Here is a 17,533-nt window from a genome sequence, read left to right as displayed (position 1 = left end):
AGACAATAAAAAAAGCATTAAAAAGAATAATTATGTTCTTTTTAATGCTTTTCGAGTTTTAACTAAACTATTTATTTTTTTAGTTCTATCGAAGTTGTTACTCCTGCAATAGTTACTGTAGCAAGATTGTCACATTCCCCTGTTCCAAAATCAACCAATGCTTCTGTACCATTTTTGGTTTTTAAAATAGTTCCAGAAACAGGAAATGGTTTTTTGCAAGCCATTTCGTAACGCAATGGAGTTTGTATTGTACTTACACAAGTATCACCATTTGGCATTGTGGTAGTTCCATTTCCAGTAACAAGGAAAACATTGTCATTCCAACTGCCTTTGGTGTCATATCCTGCAATCATTTCTTTTGTCAAGGTTCCTGTTCTGGTATATACTTTGCCATCTTCAAAAGTTACGGTCATATCAATCGTACAATTGAATACTGGATGTACAGTGGCTAATAATTCGGTACTTTTAAGAGCTCTCGAAATCGTTTTGCTTCCTTGAATTTTTTTGCCATTGTGATAAAATCCATCAAAACTATATGTAATAGTTTGTTCTGCAGTAGTGAAATTACCGGAGAAATTAATTGTTATTTTTCCTTTCAATACATTTCCGTTTTCAAGAGCACAACCCTCGGTTCCAAAATCTATAGTTCCTGTAAAAGTTCCGTCGGTTAATGTCCATGTCACCACCGCACATGCGGGCAACATGCTTTTCATAGTCTCTGTAGATTTACTGGTCATGTTTTGTTTCATAGAGAATTGATCCTCTACTATGTTTGAAACGTCATCTATAGAAGCGTCAATTTTTGCATCAACAGCTACCTGATCTGTAGAGATGGCTGTTGTTGAATCTTGAGTTTTGTCATTTGAATCACAACTGATAAAAATGGTAATCGCCATAAAAGAAGCAATAAATAATTTCTTTGTTTTCATGTTAATAGTTTTTAGGTTTGTTAATTGTTTTATAGGACATTTAATAGTGTAAAAAGTTTAATCAATTTTTTTAAATATGTTTTACTATATTTAAAATAATGTCTTAAAAGATAAAATAATTATTCTTGAAGTTTTTTGGTGTGTTCTATAATGTAACTGTAAAGTTCGCAATGAATTTTGTTTGCTATTTTATAAAGTTAGAATCATAATATAAAACATTTTTGGGGTTAAGGGATCTGGAAAAAATTGGCAATAAGTTTTTATAGTAATAAATAACAGAATAATTAATACACTTATCAGTTATGAGTAACGTTTTTTTATTTAAAATAGTATATTTGGAGTCTAAATGAATATCACTACACAAATAAAGCAGCCAATAGTATACGAAATGGAACTTTTTGAAAAAAGATTCTATGAGTCGATGACTTCAAAAGTGGCGCTTTTAAATCGGATTACTTATTATATTGTCAACAGAAAAGGAAAGCAAATGCGACCCATGTTTGTTTTTTTGATGGCAAAAATGGTCTCCAGAGGAGTTGTTAATGACAGGACTTATCGCGGTGCATGCGTAATTGAATTAATTCATACCGCAACTTTGGTACATGATGATGTGGTTGATGACAGTAATCGCCGGAGAGGTTTTTTCTCGATTAATGCGCTTTGGAAGAATAAAATTGCTGTTTTAGTTGGAGATTATTTGTTATCCAAAGGGTTATTACTTTCTATAGACAATGAAGATTTTGATTTACTTAAAATTATTTCGGTAGCTGTTCGTGAAATGAGTGAAGGCGAATTACTTCAAATTGAAAAAGCCAGAAGACTTGATATTACAGAAGCGATTTATTATGAAATTATTCGAAAAAAAACCGCAACTTTAATTGCAGCTTGCTGTGCACTTGGAGCAAGATCTGTTGTTGACGATGCGATTCAAGTAGAGAATATGCGTAAATTTGGAGAACTCATCGGTATGGCTTTCCAAATCAAAGATGATCTATTCGATTATTCAGATGAAGCTATTGGGAAACCCACAGGAATAGATATTAAAGAACAAAAAATGACTTTGCCATTGATTCATGTTCTCAACAATTGTACTTCAAAAGAGAAAAGTTGGCTTATCAATTCTATAAAAAACCACAATAAGGATAAAAAAAGAGTAAAGGAAGTAATTACTTTTGTAAAAGACAATCAGGGTCTGTCTTATGCCGAAAATAAAATGGTAGAATTTCAGCAGGAAGCTTTGTTACTTTTAAATAATTATCCGGATTCAGAATTTAAATCAGCTCTGATTTTAATGGTGAATTACGTTATCGAAAGAAAGAAATAATTTTGTTTCAATTTAAAGCAACTACTGTTTTAATCTTTTCAATTGTGTATTTTTGCAGGTACACACTATAATACTCCCATAAATTTTGATCTCACAAACGACCATAGATACTGTATTTGAAACTGCTCGAGTAGAGGAGGTTATTGGTGATTTTGTTCAGTTAAAAAGAGCAGGAAGCAACTTCAAAGGATTAAGTCCATTCTCAGATGAGCGTTCTCCATCGTTTATGGTTTCGCCAGCCAAAGGGATTTGGAAAGATTTTAGTTCAGGAAAAGGAGGAAACTCCATTGCTTTTATAATGGAGCACGAACATTTTACCTATCCAGAAGCCATTCGGTATTTGGCCAAAAAATATAATATTGAGATTGAAGAAACGGAGCAATCAGCTGAGGAAAAAGCCAATACAGATGTTCGCGAAAGTATGTTTCTCGTTTCGGAATTTGCTAAAACTTATTTTCACAATACACTTTTAAATTCAGAAGAAGGAAAGGCTATTGGACTCTCATATTTCAAAGAGCGAGGATTCAGTAATGATACCATCAAAAAATTTGGCTTGGGTTATTCTCCAGAAGCTTGGGACGCTCTTACCAAAGAAGCGTTAGGAAAAGGATATAAATTGGAATTTCTTGAAAGTACTGGTTTGACCATCGCCAGGGAAGATCGTCCTTTTGATCGCTTCAAAAGCAGAGTGATGTTTCCGATACAAAGTATGTCCGGACGTGTTCTCGGTTTTGGTGGAAGAATATTGACCAACGATAAAAAATCGGCTAAATACTTGAATTCACCTGAAAGCGATATTTATCATAAAAGTAAGGTTTTGTATGGTATTTTTCAGGCCAAACAATCAATTGCCAAGCTTAATAATTGTTTTTTGGTCGAAGGATATACTGATGTTATTCAGTTCAATCAAGCTGGAATTGAAAATGTTGTGGCTTCTTCTGGAACTGCACTTACGCCAGATCAAATTCGATTGATCAACCGATTAACCAAAAATATTACAGTGCTTTTTGACGGTGATGCTGCTGGACTTCGAGCATCTATTCGTGGAATCGATTTAATCCTTGAAGAAGGGATGAATGTAAAAGTATGTACTTTTCCTGATGGTGACGACCCGGACAGTTTTGCCAGAAAAACATCTTATGATGATTTGGTAGCCTATTTAGAAAATAATTCAAAGGATTTTATACAGTTTAAAGCATCTCTTTTAATGAATGATGCCAAGAATGATCCTGTCAAAAAAGCAGATTTGATTCGTGATATGGTGTCCAGCATCTCCAAAATACCGGATCGTATTCAACGCGAAATTTACATTCAAGAGTGTTCCAGAATTATGGATATTTCAGAGCAGGTATTGACCAGTACTTTGGCGCAGTTGGTTCAAAAAGACATTTCTGAAGTTGGGAAAAAAGCAAAACAAGACCAAAAAGCTTTTGAAATTGTAAAAAATGAAAACCCTGTTGAAAATGCCAAAGTTGACGTTTTGTTTCGATTGGAGCGAAAGATAATTGAAATTCTTTTGCTTTATGGAAATAAAACGGAAGAGTTTGAAGATATTTATTTGAAAACCAATGAAGAGGGAGAAATTGAAACGCTGATTGAAAAGAAAGAATACAAGGTTTATCAAAGAATTTACCTGAGTTTGCAAGAAGACGAAGTGGAACTGGCCAATCCCTTGTTTAGGGATATTTTTAATGACTTAATTCAATATTATCTTCAAAATGAAAACTTGGAAATTGAAAAATATCTAATGCATTTGAATGCCGATTTTGCTCAAGAAGTGACCGATATTCTGATGGAAGACGAAAGAGTTGTTTTGCACAATTGGGAAGGCCAAAACATTATTCCAAAGACCAAAAACGAAACCATTAGTCAATATGTGTCTGAAACCATTTTGACCATGAGATGGTATTTGGTGGATAAAATTATAGACGAATTAAAAAACTCTGTATCAAATGAACCAGGTTCAGATAACACAGAGTCTATGGCTATGGCAATGGACTACTACAAACTAATTAATTCTTTTTCGAAAAAGTTAGGTAGAGTTATGTCAAGATACAGTTAAACGATCTCTAAAGTTTTAGCTTTATTTACTAAATCTACTAGATTCGTAACGTTTAATTTGGTCAACAATCGTAATTTATAAGTACTGATTGTTTTTTCGTTGAGCGTTAATATCTCAGCGATTTCATGATTTTTCTTACCATCACTTAAATAACGCAATACTTCAACTTCACGATTTGACAGTTTTCTGTACAAACGTTCACTTTTGCTTTGTTTTGCAATTAAGGCAATGTTTTTCATGACGGTTTCGTTCATGATTATTTTCCCTTGGTTTACTTTAATGATCGATTGACCCAAAGTTTCTAGCTTTTCAGTTTTGTGAACATACCCAGAAACCCCGGCTTTGATAGCATTTGGAGCGTAGATCTGTTCTGAAAGGCCACTGTAAAAAATAATTTTTGTTTTTGGGAAATTTTTCAAAATCGATTTGATTTCGAAAATACTTGCCAGACCTTCTAGTTCGAGGTCAATTACAAGGACATCTATTTCTTTTGTGAGAAGGATGTCTCTCACCATTAGAAAATTCCCAACGTTTGCAACAATGGAAATATCAGAATGGTCTTTGAAGTACGATTTTATTCCAAAATGTACTACAGGATAGTTATCTGCTAAACAAACTTTAATCATGGTATTTAGTTTTAGGATTGTTTTTGAAGATATAAAATTAATAATTTTTTTTTATATAAGTATAATTTTTCGGACAAATATGTTTTTTTTAACAGTTTATAAGGCAAACTGGGATAGGATTCATCTTATGTTGGTTGTTTTTGTTGAGTTTTCCGTAGATTTCTAAAACTGTTTTTTCTCTTTCTGAAAAATTATTTGCTTCTCTTTCTGCGTCAGTAACACACATTGCCCATTCTAATTCGTCATAACTGGCTCCCAATTGATCTTCATCAGATCGGTCGTCACCAAATAGTCCATCAGTTGGAGCGGCTGTTAAAATGGAATCTGGAATTTTTAAATAAGCACCTAAAGCATACACTTCGGATTTCATTAAATCGGCTATCGGACTCAAATCAACTCCGCCATCGCCATATTTTGTGTAGAATCCTACTCCAAAATCTTCTACTTTATTGCCAGTTCCTGCTACCAATAAGCCATGAATTCCAGCAAAATAATACAAAGTCGTCATTCTTAGTCGGGAGCGGGTGTTTGCAAGGGATAAATGCAGTTTGTGTAAATCATCAGTTTCTGGAACCTGCTTTTTGAAATCTTCAAAAACCGAAGTTAAGTCTGCTTCAACACTACTTACGTTTGGAAATCTATTTTTTAATTGTTGAATATGTTCACGTCCGCGAGTAACATGACTATGTGCCTGATGAATGGGCATTTCGACACATAATACTTTCAAACCCGTTTGGGCACAAAGTGTTGAGGTAACCGCAGAATCGACTCCACCAGATATTCCAATAACAAATCCATTGACTTTTGAATTTTCAGCATAGGTTTTCAGCCAATCTACAATATGAGAATTTACTTTTTCGATTTGAAGGGTTCTTTTTTTAGTCATAATTGTTTAAGTTTTAAAAAGCAGGAATGTATCTTTGCAAAAAAAAATGAAGTGCAATGCTATCTGAATTTCTTTGAAAACAAATTTAAATAAAATAATACAATTGAATGGAGTATGTTTGGTATTGGTTGAAAAAACCGATACAGATTTGCGAATTATTCTCGAAACCTATAAAGGAACTGATAAATAAATAAAAAATACATGAAATTATTTCTCTTACCGATAGTTTTTTGTTTTCTGTTTTGGTCTTGTGATCAAAAAAGTAAAGTTGAAAAAGCTATAGAAGAAACACCAATCAACATTAAAGTGGAACGTTTTGATAAATTATTTTTTGAAACACCTCCTAAAGATTTAGCTAAATTAAAAAAACAATTTCCTTACTTTTTTTCGCCAAAGGTAAATGATACGGTATGGTTGAATAAAATGCGGGAGCCAATTTGGAGAGAAGTATATACCGAAGTCCAAAAGAAATATTCAAATATTGATAGTGTGCAAAATGGGGTAGAGACTTTATTCAAGCACATCAAGTTTTATTTCCCAGAGACAAAGAATCCTAAAATTATCACCTTGATATCGGATATGGATTACACTAATAAAGCCATTTATGCAGATTCATTAGTTATTATTTCTTTAGAATTGTATTTAGGAAAAGAACATAAGTTTTATCAATTTCCTAAATATATAAAGCAAAATTTTGAAGAAAAACAGATCATGCCAGATATTGTGACCAGTTTTTCTACTCGTAAAATTGCCATTCCTGTAGATAATAACTTGTTGTCACAAATGATTTATTTTGGTAAGCAACTCTATTTAAAAGATGTTTTGTTACCAGATTATGATGATGCTGACAAAATGGGTTATACGCCAGAACAGAATGTTTGGTGCCAGGAAAATGAAAGTTATATATGGCGTTATTTTATTGAAAGGCAAATGCTTTTTAGTGATGAGCAAAAATTAAAATCACGTTTTATTGATCCGGCCCCATTTTCAAAATTTTATTTAGAAATAGATAATGATTCTCCAGGGCAAGTAGGTTCCTGGATAGGCTGGCAAATTGTACGTTCTTATATGGCCAATAATGATGTAACCGTTGCTCAGTTAATGAAAACAGATGCCAAAGAAATTTTCGAAAAATCAAAATACAAACCAAAGAAATAATGTCAAATCAAAATACCTCAGAAATTAAATTTTTAGTCGAATTGGACGAAAACCGTGTTCCAGAAAAACTTTTTTGGACAGCCAAAGATGGAGGAGTCGAACTTTCAGAAGCTAAAGCAATTATGCTAAATGTTTGGGACAGCAAAGCCAAAGAAAGTATGCGAATTGATTTGTGGACGAAAGAAATGCCGGTGGATGAAATGAAAATTTTCTTTCATCAAACGTTAGTGGCTATGGCTGATACTTTTAAAAGAGCAACAAACGATGAAAAAATGTCGGATACCATGCTTGATTTTTGTGACTATTTTGCCGAAAAATTAGAATTGAAGAAATAGTTTTTTCTTTTAGTGTTACAAATTTAATTTTCATTCGTCTTTTTTTAAAACTGAACTTATGAAAAATTTAATGGTATTTGTGTTGGTGTTACTTTTGGTTTCTTGCGGAACAGTAACGCCTTATGAGGCTTTTCGAAAAGAAAATAAACAGGATGTTGCTTTGTCCTTTGGGGCTTCTAGATTTGTCTTGAATAGGTTTATACGGGACAAAGAGTTTAGAAAGTTTACAAAACAGTCTGGTGTCAAAAAGTATCATATATTGGTAGCAAAAGAAAATCCAAAATTTTTAAAATCAAATTTTGCTGGTTTTTTGGTTAAAAATAAATACGAAGAGATTTTTCATACCAATACTTCAGACGGGAAAATTTATATTTATTCCTGTGAGAAAGGGGATAAGTTAAAGGAAGTGATTGTGAAGCTTGAAGAAGATTCGCAAATTATATTTTTGAGTTTTCAAGGTGATTTAAAAATAAATGATTTTGAAAAATTAACTGCTTTTAATGAAGTAAATTAATTGTCAATCATTTTATATAAAAAATCCCAAAACTAAAAATTGATAGTTTTGGGATTTTTTTGGTGTTTAAAAAGTTTTCTAAAACGTTGAATTGTTTTTGTTTACTTCATCGTTTACTTCGGCTATATAACTTAAAAGTTCCTCTTTTCCTGTAGATTCTGTTGCCGATGTTACAAAGTAATGCGGCATTTCGGCCCAATTGTTGGCAAACATTTGTTTTTTATATGCTGCAATATGAGAATCTATCTTTACTCTGCTTATTTTATCTGCTTTTGTAAAAACGATACAAAACGGAATCTCACTTTCTCCCATGTATGACATAAATTCGATGTCTATCGTTTGTGCTTCGTGGCGAATATCTATTAACACAAAGGCACATACCAATTGCTCTCTTGTTTCAAAATAATCAGTGATGAATTCCTGAAAAATTGATTTAGTTTTTTTGGAAACTTTAGCATAACCATATCCTGGCAAATCGACCAAAAACCAATTGTTGTTAATTAAAAAATGATTGATGAGCTGTGTTTTTCCTGGTCTTCCAGAGGTTTTAGCTAATTTTTTTTGATTGGTCAACATGTTTATTAATGATGACTTCCCAACATTTGATCTGCCTATAAAAGCATATTCTGGCAAAAAATCTTTGGGACATTTGCTTACATCAGAGTTGCTTACAACGAATTCTGCAGTATTAATTTTCATGTTTTGTTTTGTAAAATTCTAAAATTAATATTAGTGCTCCGCCAAATGGGTGTGCGTTAGCCAATCTTCAAGATGGGCATTAAATTCTTCTGGCTGTTCCATCATGGCCGCATGTCCACATTTATCAATCCAATACAAAGTTGAATTGGGTAATAATCTATGAAATTCATCCGCCACGTCGGGAGGAGTAACTTTGTCGTTTTTGCCCCAAATAATACAAGTTTGCACATGCATTTTTGGTAAATCTTTTGCCATATTATGACGAATGGCACTTTTGGCAATGGTCAATGTTTTTATTAGTTTTATACGGTCATTTACTGTTGCATATACTTCGTCAATAAGTTCAGGAGTGGCAATTTTTGGATCGTAAAAAACGTCTTCGGCTTTTTTCTTGATGTATTCATAGTCACCTCTTTTTGGGTAACTGTCTCCCATAGCGCTTTCGTATAATCCAGAACTTCCTGTAATTACAAGACCAGAGACTTTTTCGGGAAACATTTTTGTGTGGTACAAAGCAATATGACCTCCTAAAGAATTTCCTAAAAGAATTACTCTGTCCAATTTTTTGAAAGTAATGAAGTTTTTTACATAAACAGCAAAACTTTTTACATTTGTTTTTAGAATGTTTTGGGTGTAAATGGGTAAATCTGGGATGATTATTTTATAACCTTTATTAGAAAAATAACTAGCTACAGCATCAAAATTACTTAGTCCTCCCATTAAGCCATGTAAAATGACAATCGGAATCCCTTCACCTGCTTCGTAATAACTGTATTTACCTTCTTTTTTATAGTATTTTTCCATGTTTTTTAAGCCAATTTCAATTTGCAACAAATATAGGGTTTAAAAAATAAAAATGAATTTTAACAGCTATTTTTTAACCTTTTATTGTTTTAGTTAAAATTGCCTCTTTCTTGCACTCCTTTCCTTTTTTTGAATCTGTTTTTGACATTTTTTTGGTGGTGAAATAAATAATTTTTGTTGTCATTTTTATTGTTTTTTCGCATAACACAAACTTTCTTACAAAATATTTATATTAAAGCTAACCTCTTGATTGTCCATAAACTAAGGGTTTTTGCTTCAAAGTGGTTAAACTTATTAACAAAGTGGTATATAGTGGTAAATTGTGGTAAAATTTTATATATTTTTGCTTTATACAATTAATACAATTTACTTGGACACAATTATTGGGACATATGAGTGTAAAGTCGATGCAAAAGGAAGGGTTTTGTTGCCTGCTCCCTTAAAAAAGCAATTGGCTTCTTCTCTTCAAAACGGTTTTGTTTTGAAGCGTTCTGTGTTTCAGCCCTGTCTCGAATTGTATCCTATGGAAGAGTGGGATTTGATGATGAAAAAAATCAATAAGCTCAATCGCTTTGTAAAAAAGAACAACGATTTTATTCGCCGTTTTACAGCAGGTGTAAAAGTGGTAGAAATCGATGCTTTGGGCAGATTGCTGGTTCCTAAAGATTTAGTAGTGTTTGCAAGTATTTTTAAAGATGTGGTTTTTTCATCGGCAGTAAATATTGTGGAGATTTGGGATAAAGATTTATACGAAAAATCAATTGATGGCGAGGATGTAGATTTTGCAGATTTAGCCGAAGAAGTAATGGGAAATTTAAATGACGACGACAATGGAATATCATAATCCAGTATTGCTTCACGCTTCTGTAGATGGTTTGAATATAAAACCAGATGGAGTTTATGTGGATGTTACTTTTGGCGGTGGCGGTCATTCAAAAGAAATTTTAAGCAGACTTGGACCAAACGGAAAGTTATTTGCTTTTGATCAGGATGAAGACGCTTTAGCGAATGCTTTGCCAGACGAAAGATTTACATTAATAAATGAGAATTTTAGATTTATAAAAAGGTTTCTTCGTTTTTATGGTATAAAAAGTGTTGATGGAATTTTGGCAGATTTGGGCGTTTCCTCTCATCAGTTTGATGTGCCCGAAAGAGGATTTTCGACCCGATTTGATGCCGAGTTGGATATGAGAATGAGTCAGAAAAATGATTTGAATGCTTATCGTGTGGTCAATGAATATGATGAGTCGAACCTTAGAAGGGTTTTTCTAGATTATGGAGAGCTTAAAAATGCTCCCGTTTTGTCAAGAACAATTATTGAAGCTCGAGAGCATCAACCAATAAAAACTACTGATGAATTGAAAGAAGTCTTGGCTAAATATTTACCGGAAAGAGTTCGCAATAAAATATTGGCTCAGATTTATCAGGCCATTCGAATTGAAGTCAATCAGGAAATGGATGTGCTGAAAGAATTTTTAGAACAATCATTAGAAATATTAAATCCAGAAGGAAGATTAAGTGTAATATCTTATCATTCACTGGAAGATCGTTTGGTTAAAAGATTTATCAAAAACGGAATGTTTGAGGGGGAACCAGAACGTGATTTTTATGGTAATTTCTCAGTTCCTTTTAAAACGATAGGAAAGTTAATTGTTCCTGATCTTGCCGAAATTAAAATAAACAATAGAGCCAGAAGTGCCAAACTGAGAATTGCAGAGAAAAAAGAAAAAGTTTAAGGGTTTAAAGATTTAAGAGTTTACAAAAAGCAATTGACAGCATGAAAGGCGGAATTTATAACATATTAAAAGCACAGTTTCTAATAGACGATAATGCAGTCAAAAATTGGCGTTTTATCGTATTTGTGATTTTATTGGCTATAATAATGATTGCAAACACACAACGATACGAACAAAAAGTATTCAAGATTATTGAATTGACAAACAAAGTAAAGGAATTGCGTTCTGAATTTGTGGATAGAAGATCGGAATTGATGAAGCTAAAAATGGAATCCACTGTTTCAGAAAAAATGGAAGCCAAACAAATTTTTCCATCAACGGTTCCTCCAATTAAAATTGAAGTAAAAAAAGAAGAAGAGAAAAATTTCTTAGAAAAAATATGGCATTAGAAGATAAATATATATCCTATAGAACCTATCTGGTTGCTGTTTTCATCTTTTTGATGGCAATCGCTATTGCTGTAAAATTAACTAATATTCAATGGGTTGATGGAGATCATTACAGACACTTGGCCAAAGAACGAACGGTTAAGAATTTTGTGATTCCTGCCAATAAAGGAAATATTTATTCTGCTGACGGAAGTCTTTTAGCTACTTCGATTCCTAATTATGTTATTCGTTTTGATGCCGTTGCTCCTAAAACAGAGGCATTTGAAAAAAATATAAAATCACTATCGGATTCATTGTCATTTGTGCTTAGAAGATCAAGTAGCAGTATTCAAAATGAACTAAGAAGAGCTAGAGTTCATAAAAGCAGGTACTTACTAGTTGCTCAAGACTTGAGTTATACGGAATATATGAAAATAAAAGGGTTTCCTTTGTTTAATTTGGGAGCCTACAAAGGTGGGATAATTGTTGAACAAAAAACAATTAGAGAGCATCCAATAGGAAAAATTGCAGAACGTACGATTGGTTACGAAAGAAAAATGCCAGAAGGTTATTCTGATGGAAAAGGAATCGAATGGGCTTATAGCAAATACCTTAACGGGAAAGACGGTAAAATATTAAAGCAAAAAATTGCAAAAGGGCAATGGAAACCGATTCGAGATGTAAACGAAGTGGAGCCTCAAGATGGATATGATGTTATTTCAACAATAGATGTTTATATTCAGGACATTGCGCACCATGCTTTATTAAAACAATTAGAAGAATACCAAGCTGATCACGGTTGCGTTGTGGTTATGGAAACTAAGACAGGTCATATCAAAGCGATTTCAAATTTAGGGAGAGCAAATGATGGAAGTTATTATGAAACTACCAATTATGCTTATGCCGAATCTCATGAGCCAGGTTCTACATTTAAGTTAGTCGATTTGATGACGATTTTGGAAGATAAAGTTGCAGATACGAGTACAGTTTATGATAGTCATGGTGGCGAAATTACCTATTCGGGACGAAAAGTAAGAGATTCGCATGAAGGAGGTTATGGCAAAATATCGTTGGCTCGAGGCTTTGAAGTTTCTTCAAATACAGTAATGGTTCAGGCTGTCTATAATAATTACAAAAACAACCCTTCCAAATTTGTAAATCATATTAATTCATATGGTTTGAATAAAAAGTTGGGATTAATTTTTAAAGGAGAAGGAGCGCCATTTATACCGCAGCCAAAGGATAAAAACTGGTCCAATCTTTCTCTGCCTTGGATGGCATTTGGTTATGGTGTTTCAGTTACACCATTGCAAACATTAACATATTATAATGCCGTTGCAAATAATGGAGTAATGGTAAAACCACAATTGGTTTCTGAGATTAAAGCTTGGAATAAAACCATTAAAAAATTTAATACCGAAGTCATTAATCCAAGGATTTGTTCTCCAGAAACGATTTTGAAACTCAAAGCTGTTTTGGCTAATGTAGTTAAGAAAGGAACGGGTTCAAAATTGTATTCTAAAGATTTTCCAATGGCTGGAAAAACAGGTACAGCTCAAGCAAATTATGCGACAAATGGCGGTAAAGACAAACATTATGTCTCGTCGTTTGTGGGTTATTTTCCTGCAGATAATCCTAAGTATTCCTGTATTGTCGTAGTTCATAAGCCCAATACAGCCAATAATGATTATTATGGTGCAGATGTTGCTGGTCCGGTTTTTAAAAGAATTGCACAAAAAATTTATACAGATACACCTTCTACAAATGTTATCAAAAAGCTAGACGGAAGTATCCCAAAACAAGATAATGACTACAACTCTTATTTTGTAAAAAATCAAAAAGAATACCGATACATTCCAAATGTAAGAGGAATGTCTGGAATGGATGCAGTGGCATTATTAGAGAATTTGGGAATGAAAGTAAAAGCCGTTGGTGTTGGGAAAGTTAAAAAACAATCGATTCAAGCAGGGCAAAATATTGTAAAAAATTCAATTATACTATTGGAATTATCATGAGTATATTAAAAGATATATTATATAAAGTCGCTATTGAATCAGTTACTGGTTCGACTGAAATTGCTATTAACAAAATTGAATTTGATTCTAGAAAAATTGAAGAAAATGACGTTTTTGTTGCGATTCGCGGTACAATTTCAGATGGACATGATTTTATAGAAAAAGCAATCGAACTCGGAGCTACAGCAGTTATTTGCGACACTTTACCTTTGAGTTTAAGAAAGGGTGTTACATATGTTTGTGTAAATGATACCAATGCCGCTCTGGCTTTCATAGCAGCGAATTATTTCGAAAATCCATCTAATGGTTTGAAACTGGTTGGAATTACTGGAACGAATGGCAAAACAACCATTGCTTCATTATTGTATCAATTGTTCAAAAAAGCGGGATTCAAAGTTGGTTTGTTGTCTACGGTCAAAATTTTAGTGGATGATGTAGAATATAAAGCCACACATACTACGCCCGATTCGATTACGATTAATCATTTTCTGAAAGAGATGGTTAATGCAGGTGTTGAGTATTGTTTTATGGAAGTAAGTTCTCATGGGATTCATCAAAAAAGAACGGAAGGATTACATTTTGTAGGAGGTGTTTTTACCAATTTGTCTCACGATCATTTGGATTATCATCCCACTTTTGCCGAGTATAGAGATGTTAAAAAAGCATTTTTTGATCAATTGGCAACAAATGCTTTTGCATTGTCAAATATTGATGACAAGAACGGACAAGTAATGCTTCAAAATACAAAAGCTAAAAAACTGACGTATGCTTTAAAATCCTATGCCGATTATAAAGCTCAAATATTGGAAAATCAGTTGTCTGGTTTGTTGTTGAAAATTAACGGAAATGAAGTTTGGGTAAAACTGATAGGAACTTTTAATGCTTATAACCTTCTGGCTATTTATGGAATAGCTATTGAACTTGGTTTGGATAGCTTAGAAGTATTACGATTAATGTCAGAATTGGAGAGCGTTTCAGGGCGTTTTCAATTTATAGTTTCCAATTCGAATATTACTGCAATTGTAGATTATGCCCATACACCAGATGCTCTTGAAAACGTTTTGAATACCATTAATGATGTTCGAACAAAGAATGAGCAATTGATTACGGTCGTAGGTTGTGGTGGAAATAGAGATACTGCAAAACGACCTATTATGGCGGGAATTGCTTCAGAATTAAGCGATAAAGTAATCTTAACTTCGGATAATCCAAGAAATGAGGAACCAGAAGTTATTATTCAGGAAATGGAAAAAGGAGTTGCTGCTCAAAATTATAAAAAAGTTTTAGCGATTACAGATAGATTGCAAGCGATAAAAACGGCTTGTCAATTGGCTCAGCCAAATGATATTATATTGATTGCTGGTAAGGGACATGAAACCTATCAGGAAATTAAAGGTGTTCGTCATGATTTTGATGATATGAAAAATGTGAAAGAAATTTTAGGTCAACTGTTAAAATAAAACAATATGCTATACTACTTATTTCAATATTTAGACAAAGTAATGGATGTTCCTGGAACTGGGGTTTTTCAATATATAACTTTTAGATCTGCATTAGCTTTGATGCTGTCATTATTATTGTCTACTATTTATGGTAAACGTATTATTGGATTTTTAAGTAGACAGCAAGTAGGAGAGACCGTTCGAGAATTGGGTTTGGCCGGGCAAAATGAAAAAGCCGGAACGCCAACGATGGGAGGAATCATCATCATATTTGCTACCTTAATTCCAGTTCTTTTATTTGCAAAATTGCATAATATATATATCATTTTATTGATAGTTACTACCTTATGGATGGGAACTATTGGATTTATTGACGATTATATTAAAATTTTCAAAAAAGACAAACAAGGACTTAAAGGAATCTTCAAAGTTTTTGGACAAGTTGGTTTGGGATTGATTGTTGGTTCGGTATTGTATTTTAGTCCGGCTGTAACGGTACGAACAGATACAGGAAGTAGCGATATTTTTAAAAACGCTACAGAAACGGTTGTAAAGCAGGCTTCACAAGAAGAGAAATCGACAGCAACTACAATTCCGTTTTTTAAGAACAATGAATTTGATTATGCTGAAATTTTGGCATGGACTGGTGATGGATATGAAAAATGGGCTTGGTTGATTTTTATTCCTATTGTAATTTTTATTATCACAGCAGTTTCAAATGGCGCCAACTTAACAGATGGTATTGATGGTTTGGCGGCAGGTACATCGGCGGTTTCTGTTTTTGCACTTGCAATTTTCACCTTTGTTTCGGGGAATATTATATTTTCTAATTATTTAAATATAATGTATATACCAAATTCTGGTGAAATGACTGTTTTTATATCTGCATTTCTCGGAGCTTTGATTGGGTTTTTATGGTACAATTCGTATCCGGCATCTGTTTTTATGGGAGACACCGGAAGTCTAACAATTGGAGGAATCATTGCTGTTCTTGCTATTGCCGTAAGAAAAGAAATGCTCATTCCTTTATTGTGTGGAATATTTTTGGTTGAAAATTTCTCTGTCGTTTTACAAGTTAGTTATTTTAAATACACTAAAAAGCGTTTTGGGGAAGGTAGGAGAATTTTCCTTATGTCGCCTTTGCATCATCACTATCAGAAAAAAGGATATCACGAAAGTAAGATTGTAACGCGTTTTTGGATTGTAGCTATCATGTTGGCCATATTGTCAATAGTAACTCTAAAATTAAGATAGTATGCGACTAGTGATTTTAGGAGGAGGCGAAAGTGGTGTTGGTACCGCTATTTTGGGAAAGAAAAAAGGATATGATGTTTTTGTTTCCGATTTCGGAAAAATAAATGATAGTTACAAAGAAGTTCTTATAATTAATGGAATTGCTTGGGAAGAAGAAAAACATACCGAAGAACTAATATTGAATGCTGATGTCGTCATGAAAAGTCCTGGTATTCCTGATAAGTCACCAATTGTTAAGCAGCTAAAGAAAAATGGAGTCGAAGTAATCTCTGAAATTGAGTTCGCAGCGCCTTTTACCGAAGCAACAACTATTGGAATTACTGGGAGTAATGGCAAAACGACTACCACAATGCTTACTTATCATTTGCTAAAATCTGCAGGATTGAATGTAGGATTGGGCGGGAATATCGGAAAAAGTTTTGCTTGGCAGGTGGCCGAAAATGAATTTGATATTTATGTGATAGAGTTGAGCAGTTTTCAGCTGGACGGAATAGTAAATTATAAACCGCATATTGCCATAATAACAAATATCAGCCCGGATCATTTAGATCGATACGATTACAATTATCAAAATTATATTGATTCTAAATTCAGAATCACAATGAATCAAACCAAAGAAGATTATCTGGTTTATGATGCAAATGACGAAGCCATTTTAGAATGGTTGAAAAATAATAATACTAATGCCAAATTAATTCCTTTTTCATTAACCGATGAATTTAATGAAGGAGCATATATAAAAAACAACAAAATGGAGATAAAGATCAATCAAGAAGAGTTTACAATGGATACAGAATATATTGCATTAGAAGGAAAACATAACACAAAAAATGCAATGGCAGCAACATCTGTAGCCAAGATTTTGCAAATTAGAAATGCAACTATCCGTGAAAGCTTGTCTAATTTCCAAGGGGTTGAACATCGTTTGGAAAAAGTATTGAAAATTCAAAACGTTCAATATATCAATGATTCTAAAGCGACCAATGTGAATTCTGTTTTTTATGCATTAGATAGCATGAACACACCAACAGTTTGGATTGTGGGCGGAGTTGATAAAGGAAATGATTATCATGAATTAATGTCTTTAGTTCGTGAAAAAGTGAAAGCTATTATTTGTTTAGGGGTTGATAATAAAAAAATTATTGATGCATTCGGAAATGTAGTTGACATCATGATCGAAGTAACCAATATGGAAGAAGCGGTTAGGATGGCACAGCGTTTGTCTGAAAAAGGTGATACTGTTTTATTGTCACCAGCTTGTGCCAGTTTTGATTTATTCGAAAATTACGAAGACAGAGGAAGACAGTTTAAACAAGCTGTAAAGAATCTATAATTTTATATTTTTTTACAAAAATCTAAGATCAGCAAATTAAAATCTAAA

17 protein-coding genes are annotated in these 17,533 nt (G+C 33.1%); 12 read left to right on the top strand and 5 right to left on the bottom strand.

Annotated features, from left to right (window positions below; all coding sequences use genetic code 11):
- Positions 1-71: 71 nt before the first annotated feature.
- Complete coding sequence (locus OLM57_RS01385) at positions 72-929, bottom strand: hypothetical protein (protein WP_264565452.1); 858 nt, start codon at positions 927-929, stop codon at positions 72-74.
- Positions 930-1,275: 346 nt separating this feature from the next.
- Between OLM57_RS01385 and OLM57_RS01380 the strand changes: the two genes are divergently transcribed.
- A complete protein-coding gene (locus OLM57_RS01380) occupies positions 1,276-2,253 on the top strand; it encodes a polyprenyl synthetase family protein (RefSeq protein ID WP_264565451.1) in 978 nt (325 codons plus the stop codon).
- A gap of 85 nt (positions 2,254-2,338) precedes the next feature.
- Entirely contained in the window at positions 2,339-4,315 is a 1,977-nt protein-coding gene (dnaG, locus tag OLM57_RS01375) for a DNA primase (protein ID WP_264565450.1), read from the top strand.
- Here the strand turns inward: dnaG and OLM57_RS01370 are convergent.
- The gene (locus OLM57_RS01370; RefSeq protein ID WP_264565449.1) at positions 4,312-4,941 is read right to left on the bottom strand and encodes a response regulator transcription factor; all 630 of its coding nucleotides are present in this window, start codon (positions 4,939-4,941) and stop codon (positions 4,312-4,314) included. The two genes, dnaG and OLM57_RS01370, sit on opposite strands and share 4 nt — an antisense overlap.
- An 88-nt stretch (positions 4,942-5,029) precedes the next feature.
- Entirely contained in the window at positions 5,030-5,827 is a 798-nt protein-coding gene (nadE, locus tag OLM57_RS01365) for an NAD(+) synthase (RefSeq protein ID WP_264565448.1), read from the bottom strand.
- Positions 5,828-6,028: 201 nt separating this feature from the next.
- On the opposite strand from nadE, the gene gldB reads away from it, so the two are divergent.
- The 3 genes from gldB to OLM57_RS01350 are packed head-to-tail and all read left to right on the top strand — an operon-like array spanning position 6,029 to position 7,834.
- Positions 6,029-6,985, top strand: a complete 957-nt coding sequence (gldB, locus tag OLM57_RS01360; protein ID WP_264565447.1) for a gliding motility lipoprotein GldB — start codon at positions 6,029-6,031, stop codon at positions 6,983-6,985.
- Positions 6,985-7,320 carry a gliding motility protein GldC gene (gene gldC / locus OLM57_RS01355; RefSeq protein ID WP_264565446.1) on the top strand — a complete coding sequence of 112 codons (336 nt, stop codon included), beginning with the start codon at positions 6,985-6,987 and terminating at the stop codon, positions 7,318-7,320. The genes gldB and gldC overlap by 1 nt, the downstream gene beginning before the upstream one ends.
- 58 nt (positions 7,321-7,378) lie before the next feature.
- Positions 7,379-7,834 (top strand): DUF4252 domain-containing protein, encoded by a 456-nt coding sequence (locus OLM57_RS01350; protein WP_264565445.1) that lies wholly within the window; start codon positions 7,379-7,381, stop codon positions 7,832-7,834.
- 78 nt (positions 7,835-7,912) lie between these two features.
- Here the strand turns inward: OLM57_RS01350 and yihA are convergent, their stop codons facing one another.
- Both yihA and OLM57_RS01340 read right to left on the bottom strand, forming a co-directional pair.
- The gene (yihA, locus tag OLM57_RS01345; RefSeq protein ID WP_264565444.1) at positions 7,913-8,533 is read right to left on the bottom strand and encodes a ribosome biogenesis GTP-binding protein YihA/YsxC; all 621 of its coding nucleotides are present in this window, start codon (positions 8,531-8,533) and stop codon (positions 7,913-7,915) included.
- Positions 8,534-8,563: 30 nt separating this feature from the next.
- Entirely contained in the window at positions 8,564-9,337 is a 774-nt protein-coding gene (locus OLM57_RS01340) for an alpha/beta fold hydrolase (protein ID WP_264565443.1), read from the bottom strand.
- Positions 9,338-9,707: 370 nt separating this feature from the next.
- Here OLM57_RS01340 and OLM57_RS01335 point away from each other — a divergent pair, with 370 nt between their 5' ends.
- From OLM57_RS01335 to murD, 7 genes are read left to right on the top strand one after another with little or no spacing between them, the layout of a single operon-like run.
- The gene (locus OLM57_RS01335) at positions 9,708-10,181 is read left to right on the top strand and encodes a division/cell wall cluster transcriptional repressor MraZ (protein ID WP_116763849.1); all 474 of its coding nucleotides are present in this window, start codon (positions 9,708-9,710) and stop codon (positions 10,179-10,181) included.
- A complete protein-coding gene (rsmH, locus tag OLM57_RS01330) occupies positions 10,156-11,073 on the top strand; it encodes a 16S rRNA (cytosine(1402)-N(4))-methyltransferase RsmH (protein ID WP_264565442.1) in 918 nt (305 codons plus the stop codon). Before OLM57_RS01335 ends, rsmH begins: the two co-directional genes overlap by 26 nt.
- A gap of 41 nt (positions 11,074-11,114) precedes the next feature.
- A complete protein-coding gene (locus tag OLM57_RS01325; RefSeq protein WP_264565441.1) occupies positions 11,115-11,462 on the top strand; it encodes an FtsL-like putative cell division protein in 348 nt (115 codons plus the stop codon).
- Positions 11,453-13,456, top strand: a complete 2,004-nt coding sequence (locus OLM57_RS01320; RefSeq protein ID WP_264565440.1) for a penicillin-binding protein — start codon at positions 11,453-11,455, stop codon at positions 13,454-13,456. The genes OLM57_RS01325 and OLM57_RS01320 overlap by 10 nt, the downstream gene beginning before the upstream one ends.
- Positions 13,453-14,916 carry a UDP-N-acetylmuramoyl-L-alanyl-D-glutamate--2,6-diaminopimelate ligase gene (locus OLM57_RS01315; protein WP_264565439.1) on the top strand — a complete coding sequence of 488 codons (1,464 nt, stop codon included), beginning with the start codon at positions 13,453-13,455 and terminating at the stop codon, positions 14,914-14,916. Before OLM57_RS01320 ends, OLM57_RS01315 begins: the two co-directional genes overlap by 4 nt.
- Before the next feature lie 6 nt (positions 14,917-14,922).
- Entirely contained in the window at positions 14,923-16,152 is a 1,230-nt protein-coding gene (gene mraY, locus OLM57_RS01310; RefSeq protein WP_264565438.1) for a phospho-N-acetylmuramoyl-pentapeptide-transferase, read from the top strand.
- Between the two features lies 1 nt (position 16,153).
- Entirely contained in the window at positions 16,154-17,485 is a 1,332-nt protein-coding gene (murD, locus tag OLM57_RS01305; RefSeq protein ID WP_264565437.1) for a UDP-N-acetylmuramoyl-L-alanine--D-glutamate ligase, read from the top strand.
- Positions 17,486-17,533 lie beyond the last annotated feature (48 nt).

Origin of the sequence: Flavobacterium sp. N3904 (genome assembly GCF_025947305.1) — a bacterium.
Taxonomy (GTDB): Bacteria; Bacteroidota; Bacteroidia; order Flavobacteriales; family Flavobacteriaceae; genus Flavobacterium.
The sequence above is the reverse complement of the archived record's forward strand: the minus strand, read 5'-3'. Positions and strand labels throughout refer to the sequence as shown.